Raw genomic sequence first — 16,343 nt, forward strand, 5'->3', positions numbered from 1 at the left:
ATCATGAAAACCAAAAAGACCTCAAGCTCATCTGCCAAGCAGCAAGGTTACAAACACCTTGTTACTGCGATTACCCGGCTCAGCCTTAAGATGTCACACCGGGTGGCTTCCGTCGCCAATCAGGGACTGGTGCTGCGTAACTGGACCGTCGGTGCCTACATCGTGGAGTTTGAGCAAGGCGGTGCAGACCGGGCCAAATATGGAGAGCGCTTGTTGGAAAAACTGGCTGAGGATTTGGCGAAGAAAAACCTCAGAGGGCTGGATGAGAGAACCCTCCGTCACTGCCGCGCCTTTAGCCAAATGTATCCTCAGCTTCGTTTTTCCCTGAACCCTCAATGGACAGATCAATTGTCGAAAGACCCGGTTGTTAAAATCCTTGCATCCATAGACGACCCAAAACTTTTGGAGATTCGGTGTCCGGCAGACCCCGAATTAAAACAGCCCATTCGGGGTCCACTGGTTCCCGAATTGCCGACTCTCTTGCCTACGGAATTTGTAATCGAACTTGGCTGGGCCAAGCTGCTGGAATTCATGCGGATCAGCGATCCTTGGAAACGCGCGTTTTATGAAAATCAGTGCCTTTCTGAAAAGTGGTCAAAACGCGAACTCCAGCGCCAGATCGAAAGCTTGCTCTATGAGCGCACCGGCCTTTCCACACACAAAAAGGCGGTGATAGAGCGAGCACGGAAGCAAGCAGGCTCCGCCGCTCCGGAATCAATCGCGGAGCTGATGCGCGATCCCTACATTCTGGAGTTTACCGGACTCGCAGAACGTCCAGAATACAGCGAGAATGATCTGGAATCTGCCCTGCTGGACCACCTTCAGCGCTTCCTGCTGGAACTGGGCAACGGATTCTGTTTCGAGGCACGCCAGTTCCGCATGACCGAGGGACGCAAACATCACCGGGTGGACCTGGTCTTTTATCATCGCGTTCTGCGATGCCATGTACTGTTGGATCTCAAAACGCGGGCATTCAAACCGGAGGATGCCGGACAGATGAACTTTTATCTGAACTGGTTCAAAGCCCGGATGAAGCAGGAAACGGATATTCCCCCTGTCGGCATCCTACTCTGCACTGACAAAGAAGGCACCGAAGTAGAATTCGCCACCGCAGGCATGGATCAGAAGCTCTTCGTCTCACGTTATCTCACCGCCTTGCCAACGGCAGACCAGCTCAAAAACCTCGTCGAAGCCGACCGTGCACAAATGCAACCTAAGTCTGACCGCAGACGACCTTTATAAACCACCCCCTGATCCCTCTTCAATGCAACACATCCTTCTCACCCTCCTTCTAACCACGGCTCTCTGCCACGCAGCCCCGGTCAAACTTATCTTTGACACCGACATGGGCAATGACGTGGATGATGCCATGGCCCTGGCCATGATCCACAACCTGCAAAAACGCGGAGCCTGTGAGCTCCTGGCCGTCACCATCACCAAAGATCATCCCCAGGCGGCCTCCTTTGTGGATGCTGTGAACACCTTTTATGGCTATCCCGACGTGCCCATCGGCGTCGTCCGCAATGGCGTCACGCCTGAGCCGGGCAAATACAATCTCATTGCCGACCAGAAGAATGCTGACGGCACCTTTCGTTATCCGCATGATCTCCTCAGCGGCACCGATGCACCGGAGGCCGTGGGCCTGCTGCGCAAGGTCCTGGCCGCCCAGCCGGACCAGTCCGTGGCGTTGACCCAGGTGGGTTTCTTCACCAATTTTGTCCGCCTTCTGGACTCAAAACCCGATGACCACTCTCCTCTCAGCGGCCGGGATCTCATCAAGAAAAAAGTCACCGTTCTCTCCATCATGGCAGGCGCTTTTCAGACGGTGAACTTCAACACCCGCCACCTGGAATACAACGTCATCAAGGACATCCCCTCCGCCCAAAAACTGGCCATCCACTGGCCCACGCCGATTGTCTGGAGCGGATTTGAAATCGGCATCGCCGCCGCCTATCCGCATGTCAGCATTGAACGCGACTTCGATTACGTGGAGCACCACCCCATCAAAGAGGCCTACTACGCCTACAATCCCCCGCCCCATGACCGTCCCACCTGGGACCCCACCTCGGTCCTTTATGCCATCTATCCGGACCGGGGGTACTTTGACCTTTCCCCTGTGGGCGGCGTGACAGTGGAGGACAATGGTGCCACCTGGTACCGCCCTTCCAAAGACGCCAAAGGCCGCCACCGTTACCTCATCATGTCCGCCGACCAGGCCGCCCGAGTGCGTGAAGCCATCGTCCAGCTATGTGTGGAGCCGCCTGCCAAGCGCTGATTACGCATCAGGCACCCGCCACCGACAATCCATGTCGCGTTTCCGTTGAATCAGAAAAAAGATAGTTGGCCCGCTCTTGCATTGCCATCTCGATAGCGTCACGTCGTGGGTTCTAACAACCAACTTACATGGCCAGGAACTCAGCAGCCACCGTCGTCGTCGTGGGGTCCATGAATGTGGACCTCATCGCCTCCGTGAAAAAATTGCCCGGCGCGGGAGAAACCGTCTCGGCCTCATCCTTGGAAAAACGGTTCGGTGGCAAAGGAGCCAACCAGGCCCTGGCCGCAGCTCGTCACGGGGCGCAGGTCACCCTCATCGGCTGCCTGGGAGATGACCCGGATGGCCGCGACTACCGCAACCACCTCCGGCGGGAAGGCATCAATTGCAGCGCCGTGAACACCGTGCGCGGCGGCACCGGCAATGCCTTCATCGCGGTGGATGCCAAGGGGGAAAACCAGATCATTGTCATCCCAGGGGCCAATGCCGCCCTCACCGCACCATCGCTGAAAATGCAGCGCTCCCGCATTGAGGTGGCCAAGGCTCTGCTCATCCAGCTTGAAGTGCCCCTGGATACCGTCGTGGAGGCCATCAAGCTGGCCAATGGCCGGGAAGTCCCCGTCGTCTTCAATCCCTCCCCCATCACGCCTGAATTTCCCTGGGGGGAGGTCACCATCAATGTCCTCATCGTCAATGCCGGGGAAGCCCGCCAGATCTTTGACGCCGATGTGGAGGAAATCAGCAACCAACTTGAGGCGTGGAAAGAGCGCATCGCTCAGAAAAAGATACGCACCCTTATCATCACCCGGGGTGAAAAATCCACCCTGGTACTCAGCGATTCCGGCTTGAAAAAAGTCGCCACCCACAAGATCAAGGCCGTGGATACCGTCGGTGCGGGAGACACCTTCGCCGGAGCCTTCACCACCCAGCTGGCGGAAGGCACCCCCATTCTGGAATGCGTGCGCTGGGCCAACGTCGCCGGGGCTCTGGCCACCCTTAAAGTGGGTGCCCAGGAAGGCGTCCCCCACCGGGGAGATGTCCAGAGCGCCCTGAACGCCTGAACTCTCCCCGCATGGAGCACGGGCGAGACGCCCGTGTCTGAAGAGATCAGAAATTCCACTGAAGCTGCAGGCCCAGTCGGTCCGCATTGTTCACTTCATCATACGGGGCCACCGCCGTATTCGTGCGGGCAAAGGTATGCGTATACATCAGCACCAGCTCCAGCTCTGGCACGGGTGACCATTCCAGGCCGATATCCAGCTCCGAGACATTGTCGCAGGGAGAGTTTGTGCCAAATTTACGCCCGCCCTCATAGTGGTTATAGCGTACAAAAGGCAGCCAGTTGCTCTTTCCGTCCTGGATACGATAGCTGGCCTGCACATACCCGCCCTGCAGGGGGGCCGTCTCAATGGATTTCATATCATTCGTGAGCTGCGGCCCCTGTCCCCAGGCCCATTCGGCCTCGATCCCGAAAGGTTGCGGATAAAGCACATAGGTCAGTGCCGCCCGCTGGTCCGTGTTCCCCCGCGCGGGTGAAGATGGCGTGCCAGATCCAGGAATATTGGAGACGCGGGAGACAAAACTGCCGGTATAACCCTGCACGCCAAATTCCATGATCTGTCCGTTTTTGAACTCCACCGGATAAGAGAACCGCGCCACATAATGCGGCTGGCCGTTAAGGTCGCTCCGGTTCAGGCCCTGGCCGGAATACGCACCAATGCCGAACACCCCATAATCGCCGGAGCCTTTGAGCCCCTCTTTGACCAGTCTGCTGAAGAGCTTACGCTTCTCCTTCGGTGCCCAATAGAAGTAAGCCCCGATGTCACGCTCCCCTTCCACCGCCGAATTCAGCGCATCCGGACGCTCCAGGGCTGCACGGTTCTGGCTGGACTGAAGGTTGACGAAGCCAAAGGGAACCTTCGACTGGCCCACCCGGAAGCGGAATTCCTTGTCCGTATCCAGGGCGATATCCGCATAAAGGTCGCGCATTTGCAGCACATAATCTCCACTGCCATTGGAAGCATTGTAATCCGACTGCGCATAAAGGTAAACGTGATCGGACACATCTCCGCTGAGAATCAGACGTCCCCGGCGGATCATGAAGGACTCCGTATCACTCACGGAGCGGTCATTCGGGACGTTTAATCCATCGGAATTTTCTCCATATAGAGCATGGTACCGCAACTGCACGTATCCGCGGAAGCTCAGATTCTCATACCATTTATCCTCCAGCATCCTGTCCATCAGCTCCTTCGGGGTTTCAGCAGACAGTTTGTCCAGCTCAGCCAGGGACTGGCGGCTTTCGGCGATCTGGGCATCCAGCGCTTTCATTTCCGCCTCGGTTTCGGAAATCCGGCGGTCCATGGCATCCAGCCTTTCCATCGAAGGCTGCTCCACGGGAGCAACCGCTGCCACAGCGGGAGGAGTGGAGGCGGCTTTGGCCTCGTCTGCCTGCGCAACGATGACTAACTGGTCATATTCCTCCTGAGAGATGGAGCCTTTGGCCTTCAGAATCTCAAACAACTTAAGCAAGGCAGCATTGTCAGCCATTACCCGGGGGGGCAACGCAAGGGTGCCGAGAGTGCAGACGACAGTCAAAGCCCGGAGGCTTTGTGACAACTTAGACAGAACGGTGGTGGGCATGCGGTTTCGCAGTGACATGACTGTCACATGGAAAGATTTTGCCCGAATGCGTACCGATGCTCTGTGACATGTTCGTCACATTTGCCGTCAAAAACGCCTGTTTTGTGACAAAGCACCGTCACAAAGCCCGAAAAACGTCACACAAGTTGATCCGCCGCAACTTTTCCCTAGCATGACCGCATGGAACGCAAACGACTTGGAAAAAGCGGCATTGTGGTGACAGACATCTGCATGGGGACCATGACCTTTGGTCTCCAGGCGGACGAGGCCACCTCATTCGCCGTCATGGACCGGGCTTATGAGGCGGGAATTGACTTCTTCGACGCGGCGGAAATGTACCCCGTCCCACCCAGCGCAGAGCGTTTTGGCATCACCGAACAGATCGTCGGCCGGTGGCTGAAAACGAAAAACCGTGGCGAGGTCATCCTCGCCACCAAGATCACCGGGCCCGGCCACGGCTGGTTCCGCCCGCCAATACGCGGCGGTTTTACGGCATTGGACCGCCGGCAGATCTTCCAGGCCTGCGAGGACAGCCTGCGCCGCCTGCAGACCGACTACATTGACCTCTACCAGACCCACTGGCCCGACCATGGCATGCGCCAGGAGGACACCCTGGAAGCCCTCACTGACCTGGTAAAACAGGGAAAAGTCCGCGCCATCGGCTGCAGCAATGAAACCAGCTGGGGCCTCATGAAAAACCTCTGGGCCTCCGAAAAGCACCACCTGGCCCGCTTTGACACCGTCCAGAACAACTTCTCCCTCATCAACCGCCGCTGCCAGAACGAGCTGGCCCAGGTCTGCCGGATGGAAGGCGTCAGCCTCCTGCCCTATTCCCCCCTCGGCGGAGGCGTGCTGACCGGCAAATACAATGGCGGCGCCCTCCCGCCCGGAGCACGTTTTAGCGAATACCTCGTCAATGGGGGTGAGCGCCAGCAGCGAATGGCCCGGCGTTTTGTCAATGACCGCAGCCTGGCCACCACCGCCCGGCTGATGGAAATCGCCGCCGATATCGGCACAAGCGTGACCGCCCTCTCGGTAGCCTGGAGCCGTCAGCATGACTTCGTTGCTTCCACCATCATTGGCGCCACCACCGTGGACCAGCTCAATGAAAGCCTGCAGGCAGCGGAACTGATCCTCGATGCGGAAACCCTTCGCCGCATTGACGAAGTTGAGGTCGAAATTCCCAATCCCATGACTGAAGACGGCCTCAGGCGGCTCTAAACCCCTGCGAAAAAACGCCCCGCATGAAAAAAAAGCTCCTCTTCACCGCCTTCGCGTTGGGGATTGTGCTGGGAACTGCGGCCCTATGGTGGCATTGGCGTAGCGTTCAAGAAGCCAGCACCCGGGCGATCGTCGAAGCCGGCATGCAGCGTCAGCAGCAAGCCGCAGAAGGAAGTTCCCATCTTCCTGGCGATGACATCCTGAAAAATTATGCCCTCCCAGCCACCCGGCCCCAGGAGGACCTGGAAGCCCTGGCCCATACCTTTTCCAATCTTTTCCTCCTGGTTAAAGGCGATGCCCCTTTCCACATGGGAGCCAATGAGGAATTTGCCGCCGCTTTGCGTGGCAAGAACCGTGCAAAATTGCGTTTCCTTTCGGATGGTCACCGAGCGTTGAATGCCCGGTCACAGCTTGTTGACCGATGGGGCACACCTCTTCACTTCCATGTCGTTGCCCATGACCGGGTGGACATCCGCAGTGCCGGGCCTGACCGCCAGATGTGGACGGAGGATGATCTCCACCGCCAACATGATGGCACCTTTTTGAAGGGCAAATCGTTGAATCCGCCAAGTCTTCTCAAAGAACCGGCACCTGGCCGGCGGCGTTAATGACATGTGACTCCCCATGCTGCCACCTCACAAACGGCTTGCAGCCGGGCATGCAAACCCCTTTGATGCGGGCGACCCATGCAAGACCTTGCTTTTACCCTGCCAGACCTCAGCGGCATCCTGGAAAGTGTGAAGAGCACTTTCTCTGGGAGCAGCATGACGGCGGGAGGTCTGGCCCTGGTCGCCTTCCTGGCTGGCCTTGCTTTTGCACGCGGCATCGTCTCCCAAATTCTCACCATGCTCAGCCTCGGGCTGTCCGTCATGGCCGGGCTCTACATCTTCCGCCATCGTGCCGAAGTCTTCGGGGCCTATGGGGCCAACATGAGTACGGACACCCTGCTCATCATGTCCGGGGCTGCGGCACTCCTGACCTTTTTCCTCGCCCGTGCCCTGATCAACATCATCGCCGGCTTTGGTTTGCTCACCTTTCTGGCCAGCATCACCGGCTGGAAGGCGGGGCTTCTCAGCCTGCTGCCCTCGGGCGTTCTCGTCTGGCTCAGCACGATGGTGCTGCGCCTGGTCGGAAGTGTTTACGGTCTGGAAAACGCCTCCATCCAGCAGTCTGGCAAAGGTGAAAAGAGCGACTTTGGTGCCTGGGTACAACAGCTCGCCCAAAAGGTGGACCACACCTCCTTCGGCCGTTTTGCCGAAAAGATGGATCCCTATGACTTCCGCGCAACTGCCAATCTGGCCCGCCTCCTCATCCTCTGGCCGGATGGCCGTGTCTGGCAGCAGATCGCCGCCAAAGGCCCGAATACAGCCCAGGCGCTAAATCATCCGGAAATTGCCGCCCTGGGTCGCGATGAAAAAGTCCGGCAGGCCATTTCCCGCCAGGACTTTGCCGGCCTCATGCAGCTTCCCCAGGTCGTCAGTGCCGCCAGCAACCCGGAGCTGGAGCCTTTTCTCAAGGGCCTGGCGCTGGAGCAGGCCATGGACAGCATCGTCTATCAGCGGCGTTGATGTGATTCAGTGATCATTGCTTCCACCTGGAGTCATTTACCCTTCTTGGCTCCCCTCTTTGGCTTGCCATACATCACCTTCTTTGGTTTCGGCAGCACGCCGCCATCGTCGGTGCTCAAGCCAGCCTGTTTTTTCAATTCGCGAATCTGGTCGCGCAGAAGCGCGGCTCGCTCAAACTCGAGCTTCGTCGCCGCCTCAGCCATTTCGCCTTCCAGTTCTCGAATGACTTCGGTGACCGCATAGTCCGCGCCACCGCCTTCGCGCAGGACATTTTCTTCCATCTCCTTGGCCTTGCCCAGGGTCTGCAAGGACTCCTGCACGGCCCGCTTCACCGTCTGCGGAGTGATGCCAAATTTTTCGTTATGGTCCGTCTGCACTTGGCGGCGATAAGTGCTGATGCTGAGCAGCGCGCGAATGCTCTGCGTCTCGATATCCGCAAAAAGCACCACCTCCCCGCCGACATGTCGTGCCGCTCGTCCGGCTGTCTGAATAAGCGAAGTCTCACTGCGCAGGAAGCCTTCTTTGTCTGCATCCAGGATGCATACCAGGCTGACTTCTGGCAGGTCCAGCCCCTCACGCAGGAGGTTGATGCCCACCAGCACATCGCAGTCACCTTTGCGCAGGCTGCGCAGGATCTCCACGCGCTCGATCGCATCAATGTCGCTGTGCAAGTAGCGGACCTTCATGTCCAGGTTGCGCAGGTAATCCGTCAGATCTTCCGCTGTGCGTTTGGTCAGGGTGGTGACCAGCACGCGCTCCCCTTTTTCAATGCGCTGGCGGCACAGCTCGATGGTTTCATCAATCTGGCCCTTTAGCGGCTTGATGGTGATGATAGGATCCAGCAAACCGGTGGGCCGGATGATCTGCTCCACCACCAGCGGTTTGCCCTTCGTCACCACATCGAACTTTTCCACCGGCTGGGCATTGCCGCTGACCCGCACGGCCACGCCCGGCAGCGCTGCGGGCACCCCTTCCTCCTGGCCGATGCGCTCGCGCTTGTGCGGGATGTAGGTTTCATTTCCCACCACGCTGTTTTCAATTTCAAAACGCGCGGGCGTGGCGCTCACATAAACAAGCTGGCCCACCGCATCCATGAACTCTGGGAACTTCAGCGGCCGGTTGTCCAAGGCACTCGGCAGACGGAAGCCATGCTCCACCAGTGTCGTCTTGCGCGAGCGATCCCCCTCATACATGCCGCCGATCTGCGGAATGGTGGCGTGGCTTTCATCCACCAGGCACAGGAAGTCATCCGGGAAGAAATCCAGCAGCGTGCCCGGCGTGGCCCCCGGCACGCGGCCTGTGAGATGGCGGCTGTAGTTTTCGATGCCCTGGCAGAAGCCCATTTCCTGCATCATCTCGATGTCATGCTCCGTGCGCATCTTCAGCCGCTGGGCTTCGAGAAGTTTGCCCTCCTTTTCAAAGGCCGCCACACAGCCCTCCATCTCCTCGCGGATCTTCACCACGGCCTTCCTCAGCTTGTCACCCGGCGTAACAAACTGTTTCGCAGGGAAAATGGTGTAGCTGTTCATCTTCAGCGTCACCGTGCCAGTCAGTACGTCCACCGCACTGATGCGCTCAATCTCATCGCCAAAAAACTCAATGCGAATGGCCTCGCTGTCCAGGTAGGCCGGGATGACCTCCACCACATCACCCCGGGCGCGGAAGCTGCCGCGCTTGAGCTGGATGTCATTGCGCTCATACAGCATGTCCACCAGCTTCGTGAGGAAGGTCTCTCGCGTCATCTGCTGGCCTACATGAATGGGCACCATCATGCCTTCATAATCCTCAGGCGATCCCAAACCGTATATGCAGGATACGCTGGCGATCACCACGACGTCCTTGCGGGTGATCAGCGCGCCCATGGTCGAAAGCCGCAGGCGCTCGATCTCGTCATTGATGCTGCTGTCTTTCTCAATGTACGTGTCCGTGCGCGGGATGTAGGCCTCCGGCTGGTAATAATCGAAGTAGCTCACAAAATACTCCACCGCATTGTTCGGGAAGAAGTTCTTAAACTCCGAATAGAGCTGCGCCGCCAGCGTCTTGTTGTGCGAGAAAACCAGCGCCGGCTTTCCCACCTCGGCAATGATGTTGGCCATCGTGTAGGTCTTTCCCGATCCCGTCACACCTAACAAAGTTTGATGCCGGTTACCGGCACGTACCGATTTTACCAGCTTGGCAATCGCCTGGGCCTGGTCGCCTTTCGGCTCGTATTCGCGGTTGAGTTGGAAGGGGGAGGACATGATCAAGGCTGGGGGATCTCCAACTGCTTGCAAATGGCTCGTGCCGTATTCTCTTTCACTTCCCGATGACGGGGTACGCTGGTCAGTTTTCGGTTGGCCGGGTTGAACCAGATGGAATGGTTTCCTCCTTGCCGGTAGAGAATGCATCCATGCTGGCGCAAATGCTTTTCGAGATCACTCAGCTTCATGCAGTCGCCAGTTGGAAACTGCGCTTCACACTTAAAGGACTGCGAGACTGCTCAGCCAGCTCCCGCTGGCAATCGAGCACGAGTTGCAATGCTTCCCTGAGGTTTGCCTCGGCCTCCTCCAAAGTTTCACCTTCAGAGATCGCAGCAGGAATCTCCTCCACATAACAAGAGTACCCACCCTCGCTTGAGGGTTCATAAACAGCGGTAAAATTCATGGAAAAAGATTAAAACAGGACAAGGGAATCATCAAGTGGCGGTATGCCGGTTGCCGGCTTTACAAAATACGTTGTCACTGGACAGATTGACGCCCGATCAGACGGCTTTTCAGTTCCTCCCAAAGAATGCAACTTTTTGGAAATGCCCCTGTATTCATCCAGGCGTTGTTTGACCACGGACGCCAGAGCCGATTTTACCTGCGACATCCAACATGACTTCCATGCACAATTCCTCGGCCAACCGAAGCTTGTCTTCCACTGAGAGACCGAGGAGTGCGGGATGGAGTCCGAGAACCATGATTACATTATAAATCAAAGCCCGCGCTTGGACAAGGCGCGTTCGAAGAGAGACCTCCCAGCGCGACCGAGCTAATATTCACCAGGAGGGGGACGTTTTAACTCACCAACCATGCACCGACTCCTCCAACTCACCTTGGCCGCACTGTCTCTGCTGTCGGCCAGCGCCGCCGACTGGCCGCGCTTTCGCGGACCCAATGGCGATGGCAGCACGGCAGAGACTGGCCTGCCGCTGAAGTGGGATGCCGGAGACATCGCCTGGAAGACGGAACTGCCCGGCCCGGGATCCTCCAGCCCCATCATCGTCGGCGGGGTGATGTACCTCACCTGCTACAGCGGCTACGGCAGCGACGTCAAAGAGCCTGGCGACATGACCCGCCTCCGACGCCACGCCCTGTGCCTGAACCGGGCGGATGGCAGCATCCTCTGGAACAAGGAAATCCAGGCCGACGGCCCCGATCAAGCCTACACTGGCGAGTACATCACCATGCATGGTTATGCCTCCAGCACTCCCGTCTCCGATGGCGTGAATGTTTACTTTTTCTTCGGCCCCGCCGGAGTCCATGCCTACACCCTGCGCGGCCAGGAACTGTGGCAGGCCAATGTCGGTGAAAAGGCGCACAAGTGGGGCAATGGAGCCTCCCCCCTTCTTTATAAAAACCTGCTCATCGTCAATGCCGCCCTGGAGGGTGACAATCTGGTGGCGCTGGACAAAACCAACGGCAAGGTCATCTGGTCCGTACGTGGCGGCCTCCCCGCCTCCTGGAACACCCCGGCCATCGCCACCATCGGCGGGCGGGATGAACTCATCGTCAACTCCAGCGGCAAGCTGCACGCCTTTGACCCTGCCACCGGCCAGGAACTCTGGACCTGCCGTGCCCTGCGCGGAGCCGAGCTTTGCCCCTCCGTCACCGTGCATGAGGGCGTGGCCTATGTCATCGGCCTGCCGGGCGCGGGCGGTGCCATGGCCGTGCGTGCCGGTGGCAGCGGCGATGTCTCCGATACCCATGTGCTGTGGGAGCTCAAGATCGGCTCCAATGTCTCCTCCCCGGTATATCATGAGGGCCACCTCTACTGGGCCAATGACTCTCGCGGGATCTTCCATTGCGTCCGTGCCGAGACTGGCGAGGAAGTCTTTGCCACGCCCCTCAGCCGGGAGCGGCGCAACCGCGTCTTCGCCTCCCCCATTTTGAGCGAGGGCAGATTTTATTACGTCAGCCGGGACCAAGGCACCTTTGTCGTCGCTGCCCGGCCGGAGTTTGAACTCCTCGCCCAGAGCCCGCCTCTGGACAGCAGCGTCGTCAATGCAACCCCCGCCGTCGCGGACGGCCAGTTTTATCTCCGCTCCGACCGGTTTGTTTATTGCATTGGCAAACGGCGCTGAAACCCGCGCCCTGTCTCCGCAGGTTTCCTTGACCTTCTTTCGTTTAAAAAGTGATGTCCTCTCCAACCGTCCGCCCGCTTGCCCTGGACCTGGTCCACGGGGCCCTCGGCTTCGCCTTCGTCAGCGTCGCCGCTTTCTCCGTCTGGGCATTCGCTGCCAAGGCTTTCAAAAACTTTGGCGGGGAGCTCGGCATGTATGCGGCCATCGCCGCTGTGTTTCTCGGCCTGTCTGGATTGTTGCTCAGTCCTCTCGCAGGTGGCATGGGGCGGTTTTACAAGGCCTTTTTGCCCGCTTTCCTGCTTTACTCCCTCGTGTGGTGCATCGCCTGGTTTGGCCTGAAAGGCCGCACAGGCGAATGGGTGGGCGCGGCCGCAGGCTGCCTGGTTTTCGCCTGGCTCAGCATGAAGCTCCTGGGCAGCACGCGGGGCTGGATCGCCGCCGCCGTGGCCCTTTTTGTCCTCCATACCGCCGGTTATTTCGCTGGGGACTGGGCCATGTATGACTACTGGCTGAAAAAACCCGCCTTTCACGACCTCGCCCCTGCGGACAAGGCCCACGCCGCCCTCATGGGCAAGCTCTCCTGGGGGCTGTGCTACGGCCTCGGCTTCGGAGCCGGAATCGGCTGGGTCTTCAACCGGGCCCGCGTTGGAGCTTGAGCGGAGATTTTTTCCTGCTATGAGTGGCGGCTCACCATGGCCCTCGCAAAGATCACCCAAGTTTCCGGCACTGCCGTCCACGTCCCAGGCTCCGATATTGATACGGACCGCATCATCCCTGCCCGCTTCATGAAGTGCGTCACCTTTGACGGCCTGGGTGAATTCGCTTTTTATGACGTCCGCTTTGACAAGGATGGCAAGCCCACCGGCCATCCTGTGGATGACCCCAAGCATAAAGGCGCATCCATCCTGCTTTCCGGCACCAATTTCGGCTGCGGCAGCTCCCGCGAGCACGCCCCGCAGGCCCTCTACCGTTTCGGCTTCCGCGCCGTTATCGCCCAGAGCTTCGCCGAGATCTTCTTTGGCAACTGCACCACCCTCGGCATCCCCTGCGTGATGGCTTCAGCAGAAGACATCGCCAAAGTCGCCGCCGCTGTGGAAGTGAATCCCGCCATCCAGGTCACCGTGGATGTGGAAAACAAGCGCGTCATCTATGGTGACGACAGCTTCAGCGTCAACATCCCCGCCACCGCCCACGAAGCCCTCACCAGTGGCAAATGGGACCCCATCGCCGAGCTGCTGGAGGCCAAAGACGCCATTCACAGCCGCATGACCACCATGGGCTGGGTCTAATTTTCCCTCAACTCTCCCCACACCGCCACCCGCCATGAGCAACGTTCCCGATCAGCTCCGTTATCGCGATTCCCATGAGTGGGTGGACCCCACGCAGGACATTTCCCCCGTCGGCATCACGGACCACGCCCAGGCGGAGCTGACCGACGTCGTCTTTGTGGACCTGCCTAAACTTGGCTCCGTCACCGCCGGCCAGCAGGTCTGCGTGATAGAATCCGTCAAAGCCGCCAGCGACATCTACGCCCCCGTCAGTGGTGAGATCGTCGAGGTCAATGATGCCCTCAATGCCGAGCCAGGCCTCATCAATACCGATCCCTACGGAGCCGGCTGGATCTTCAAAATGAAGCTCTCCAGCCCCGATGAAGCTGCCTCCCTCATGGATGCAGCGGCTTATCAGGTGCATATTGGTTAGGCTTCTCAGCTTAACGAGGCCGGGGCGTTGCGTTCCAAACCCGCCCCCAGATTGCACTGGATCATCCCTTGTGTGAGAGCATGCTGGCAGTGTTATGAATACCGCTCCCATCTCCACTCACAACAAAGCCCTCGGTTACATCCTCTGGATCTTCGGGTTCCTTGGCTCGCATCGCTTTTATTTTGGCAAGCCGGTCACCGGGGTCATCTGGTTCTTCACTGGCGGCCTTCTTCTCATCGGCTGGATCGTGGACCTCTTCCTCATTCCGTCCATGGACCGCCAGGCGGACCGCCGCTACACACCGGGGCCGTATGAGTACTCCCTCGCCTGGATCCTGCTGACCTTTCTTGGCATCTTCGGCGTCCACCGGTTTTACCAGGGCAAGTGGCTCACCGGTCTGCTTTACCTCCTTACTGGCGGCGGTTTCCTCATCGGCGTCATCTATGACTTCTGCACGCTGAATGACCAGCTGGATGAGCTGAACAAAAAAGCCTGACCGCAGACTTCGTTTCATCCGGGAAAGCTTGCACAACAGGGAGGCGGCGTTGCATCATCACACATCGTGAGAGACCCGCCGTCTCCCTCATGTCAGCCAACCCGCCATGAAACATCTCCTTTTCGTTTTCTTTTTTGCCTCCCTTTCCCTCGTCCAGGCGCGGGAGGGCACCCTGGACATTTACTGGATAGATTCCGAGGGTGGCGGCTCCACCCTCATCGTCACGCCGGCGGGTGAATCCATTCTTGTGGATACCGGGAATCCGGGCGGACGCGATCCCTTGCGCATCAAGCAGGTGGCCACTGAAGAAGCCGGCCTGAAGCGCCTGGACCACGTCATCATCACCCATTTTCATGGCGACCACTTCGGTGGTCTGGCAGAGCTGGCGGAGCTAATGCCCATCGGCACCCTGTATGACAAAGGCGTGCCTGAAGGCAGCCCCGATGGCAAACCGCAGGACATGCGTTGGACTCTGATGCGCCGCCCTTATCTGAATGCCAAAGTGGCAAACCGCATCACCCTCGCTGCCGGGGACACCGTGCCGCTGAAGCAGCCCCAAGGCGCGCCCACCCTCAGCCTGCGCTGCCTCGGCGCTAACCAAAAGTTTATCAGCCCGCCAGCCGGCTTTCCTCAAAATCCCCTCACCGGCAGCGTGCCACCCAAAGCACCGGACCCCAGCGACAATGCCAACAGCATCGTGCTCCTGCTCCAGTTCGGGGAGTTCCGCTTTTTTGACGGCGGCGACCTCACCTGGAATGCCGAGGAAAAGCTCGTCACCCCCGTCAATCTCGCCGGCACCGTGGACCTGTATCAGGTCAACCATCACGGTCTGGAAAGCAGCAACAACCCGGTGCTCGTCCGCAGCCTGCAGCCCACCGTTTCCGTGATGAACAACGGTCCCAAAAAAGGCACCAGCACCTCCGCCATGGAGGCCTTGAAATCCACCCCCTCCATCATCGCCATGTACCAGGTGCATGAAAACATCCGCGACGATGCCCAGAACACCCCGGACAAAACCATGATCGCCAACCACGGAGACGAGGGCGAGGCCTGCACCGCGCGGCACATCCGCTGCTCCGTGAGTACCGACGCCAAAAGCTACACACTGGAAGTCCCCTCCCGGCAGCATTCCCGCACCTTTCAGACACGCGCAAAATAGTCATCCGAGGACCGGCTTTTTCACCTCATCCCATGGCCATCAGCACCTTGGCCAGCCGGTGGCCCAGCCGGGAAGTTTTTCGCGTCATGAGACGGATTCGGCGCATGGGTGGCGGGTTCAGTTTCACAAACACCACCCCCGCCGCGGATGGACGGTGGTCCAGGGTCATCTTGGGAATCAAGGTCACGCCAGCACCATGGCGGACAAGCGTCAAGAGCGTCTCGATGCTCGTGGCAACGGATTCATGCCCGCGCCCGCTCCCATGCGCCGTGCAGTAATCCAGCGCCTGGTCCCGCAGACAGTGCCCGTCCTTCAGCAGCAGCAGTTTGTCCCCGCTGATGAGACCGGGGTCCATCCGCCGCTTGCGGGCTGCCAGCGGATGGCCGGCCGGCACGGCCAGCAGCAGCTCATCATCCATCAGCCAGGTGGCCTCGATGAGGGCATCCCCACAGTCCGTGGCCAGGATGGCCGCATCCAGCCTGCCCGTCGCCACGCCTTTTTCCAGCTCACCGGTCACATCCTCCACCACCCTCACCAGCGTGTCCGGACAGGCTTTTTTCATCGCCGTCAGCACCGCCCCGAGCCGGTACGGCGCGATGGTGGGAATGAGCCCCAACGTGATCTCCGCAGGCATCTGCCCGGCCTCGATCTCCGCTTCGTCCATCATCTCCTGGCGCGCGCGCAAAATGTCCCTGGCCCGGGAAACGAAAGCCTGCCCGGCAGCCGTGAAAACCACCCGCCGGTTGGTGCGCTCGATCAGTTGCACACCCAGCCCGGCCTCCAGCTTTTGCAACTGAAGGCTCAGCGTGCTCTGGCTGACATGGCAGGCCGAAGCCGCCTGGCCAAAGTGCAGATGGTCCGCTACAGCAGCCAGATATTCAAGATCGCGAAAATTCATTGATCGATTTTATCAATCATTGATTCACACATTATCAATTAGATCAATTCATTGTTAACTG

The 16,343-nt window shown here is 58.9% G+C and carries 17 protein-coding genes; 12 read left to right on the forward strand and 5 right to left on the reverse strand.

Annotated elements, in window-relative coordinates; genetic code table 11:
- Positions 1-3 precede the first annotated feature (3 nt).
- From WJU23_RS12915 to WJU23_RS12925, 3 genes are all read left to right on the forward strand, one after another.
- Positions 4-1,242, forward strand: a complete 1,239-nt coding sequence (locus WJU23_RS12915) for a PDDEXK nuclease domain-containing protein (RefSeq protein ID WP_346332993.1) — start codon at positions 4-6, stop codon at positions 1,240-1,242.
- Positions 1,243-1,264: 22 nt separating this feature from the next.
- Positions 1,265-2,275, forward strand: a complete 1,011-nt coding sequence (locus tag WJU23_RS12920) for a nucleoside hydrolase (protein WP_346332994.1) — start codon at positions 1,265-1,267, stop codon at positions 2,273-2,275.
- Positions 2,276-2,403: 128 nt separating this feature from the next.
- The gene (locus tag WJU23_RS12925) at positions 2,404-3,333 is read left to right on the forward strand and encodes a ribokinase (protein ID WP_346332995.1); all 930 of its coding nucleotides are present in this window, start codon (positions 2,404-2,406) and stop codon (positions 3,331-3,333) included.
- 46 nt (positions 3,334-3,379) lie between these two features.
- On the opposite strand, the gene WJU23_RS12930 is transcribed toward WJU23_RS12925, so the two are convergent.
- A complete protein-coding gene (locus tag WJU23_RS12930; protein ID WP_346332996.1) occupies positions 3,380-4,804 on the reverse strand; it encodes a porin in 1,425 nt (474 codons plus the stop codon).
- 291 nt (positions 4,805-5,095) lie between these two features.
- Between WJU23_RS12930 and WJU23_RS12935 the strand changes: the two genes are divergently transcribed.
- The 3 genes from WJU23_RS12935 to WJU23_RS12945 all read left to right on the forward strand — a co-directional run bounded on the left by WJU23_RS12935 (position 5,096) and on the right by WJU23_RS12945 (position 7,704).
- Positions 5,096-6,136, forward strand: coding sequence for an aldo/keto reductase (locus tag WJU23_RS12935; RefSeq protein ID WP_346332997.1), 1,041 nt, complete (start codon positions 5,096-5,098; stop codon positions 6,134-6,136).
- Between the two features lie 23 nt (positions 6,137-6,159).
- A complete protein-coding gene (locus tag WJU23_RS12940) occupies positions 6,160-6,744 on the forward strand; it encodes a hypothetical protein (RefSeq protein ID WP_346332998.1) in 585 nt (194 codons plus the stop codon).
- 78 nt (positions 6,745-6,822) lie between these two features.
- Positions 6,823-7,704 (forward strand): hypothetical protein, encoded by an 882-nt coding sequence (locus WJU23_RS12945; RefSeq protein ID WP_346332999.1) that lies wholly within the window; start codon positions 6,823-6,825, stop codon positions 7,702-7,704.
- A 32-nt stretch (positions 7,705-7,736) separates the two neighbouring features.
- Here WJU23_RS12945 and WJU23_RS12950 read toward each other — a convergent pair whose 3' ends face one another.
- The 3 genes from WJU23_RS12950 to WJU23_RS12960 are packed head-to-tail and all read right to left on the reverse strand — an operon-like array spanning position 7,737 to position 10,347.
- The gene (locus WJU23_RS12950) at positions 7,737-9,944 is read right to left on the reverse strand and encodes an excinuclease ABC subunit UvrB (RefSeq protein WP_346333000.1); all 2,208 of its coding nucleotides are present in this window, start codon (positions 9,942-9,944) and stop codon (positions 7,737-7,739) included.
- 2 nt (positions 9,945-9,946) lie between these two features.
- On the reverse strand, positions 9,947-10,132 hold the full coding sequence (locus WJU23_RS12955) for a type II toxin-antitoxin system HicA family toxin (protein WP_346333001.1): 186 nt from the start codon (positions 10,130-10,132) through the stop codon (positions 9,947-9,949).
- The gene (locus WJU23_RS12960) at positions 10,129-10,347 is read right to left on the reverse strand and encodes a type II toxin-antitoxin system HicB family antitoxin (protein WP_346333002.1); all 219 of its coding nucleotides are present in this window, start codon (positions 10,345-10,347) and stop codon (positions 10,129-10,131) included. Before WJU23_RS12960 ends, WJU23_RS12955 begins: the two co-directional genes overlap by 4 nt.
- A gap of 409 nt (positions 10,348-10,756) precedes the next feature.
- Between WJU23_RS12960 and WJU23_RS12965 the strand changes: the two genes are divergently transcribed.
- The 6 genes from WJU23_RS12965 to WJU23_RS12990 all read left to right on the forward strand — a co-directional run bounded on the left by WJU23_RS12965 (position 10,757) and on the right by WJU23_RS12990 (position 15,384).
- Positions 10,757-12,028 carry a PQQ-binding-like beta-propeller repeat protein gene (locus WJU23_RS12965; RefSeq protein WP_346333003.1) on the forward strand — a complete coding sequence of 424 codons (1,272 nt, stop codon included), beginning with the start codon at positions 10,757-10,759 and terminating at the stop codon, positions 12,026-12,028.
- A gap of 53 nt (positions 12,029-12,081) precedes the next feature.
- Positions 12,082-12,684, forward strand: coding sequence for a hypothetical protein (locus WJU23_RS12970; RefSeq protein ID WP_346333004.1), 603 nt, complete (start codon positions 12,082-12,084; stop codon positions 12,682-12,684).
- 36 nt (positions 12,685-12,720) lie between these two features.
- Entirely contained in the window at positions 12,721-13,317 is a 597-nt protein-coding gene (leuD, locus tag WJU23_RS12975; protein ID WP_346333005.1) for a 3-isopropylmalate dehydratase small subunit, read from the forward strand.
- Positions 13,318-13,351: 34 nt separating this feature from the next.
- Positions 13,352-13,729, forward strand: a complete 378-nt coding sequence (gene gcvH / locus WJU23_RS12980; protein ID WP_346333006.1) for a glycine cleavage system protein GcvH — start codon at positions 13,352-13,354, stop codon at positions 13,727-13,729.
- 94 nt (positions 13,730-13,823) lie between these two features.
- Positions 13,824-14,225, forward strand: coding sequence for a TM2 domain-containing protein (locus tag WJU23_RS12985; RefSeq protein ID WP_346333007.1), 402 nt, complete (start codon positions 13,824-13,826; stop codon positions 14,223-14,225).
- Between the two features lie 106 nt (positions 14,226-14,331).
- Entirely contained in the window at positions 14,332-15,384 is a 1,053-nt protein-coding gene (locus tag WJU23_RS12990; protein WP_346333008.1) for an MBL fold metallo-hydrolase, read from the forward strand.
- 25 nt (positions 15,385-15,409) lie between these two features.
- Here the strand turns inward: WJU23_RS12990 and WJU23_RS12995 are convergent, their stop codons facing one another.
- Complete coding sequence (locus WJU23_RS12995; RefSeq protein ID WP_346333009.1) at positions 15,410-16,282, reverse strand: LysR substrate-binding domain-containing protein; 873 nt, start codon at positions 16,280-16,282, stop codon at positions 15,410-15,412.
- Positions 16,283-16,343: the final 61 nt, after the last annotated feature.

The organism is Prosthecobacter sp. SYSU 5D2, from assembly GCF_039655865.1.
In the GTDB taxonomy this organism is placed as follows: domain Bacteria; phylum Verrucomicrobiota; class Verrucomicrobiia; order Verrucomicrobiales; family Verrucomicrobiaceae; genus Prosthecobacter.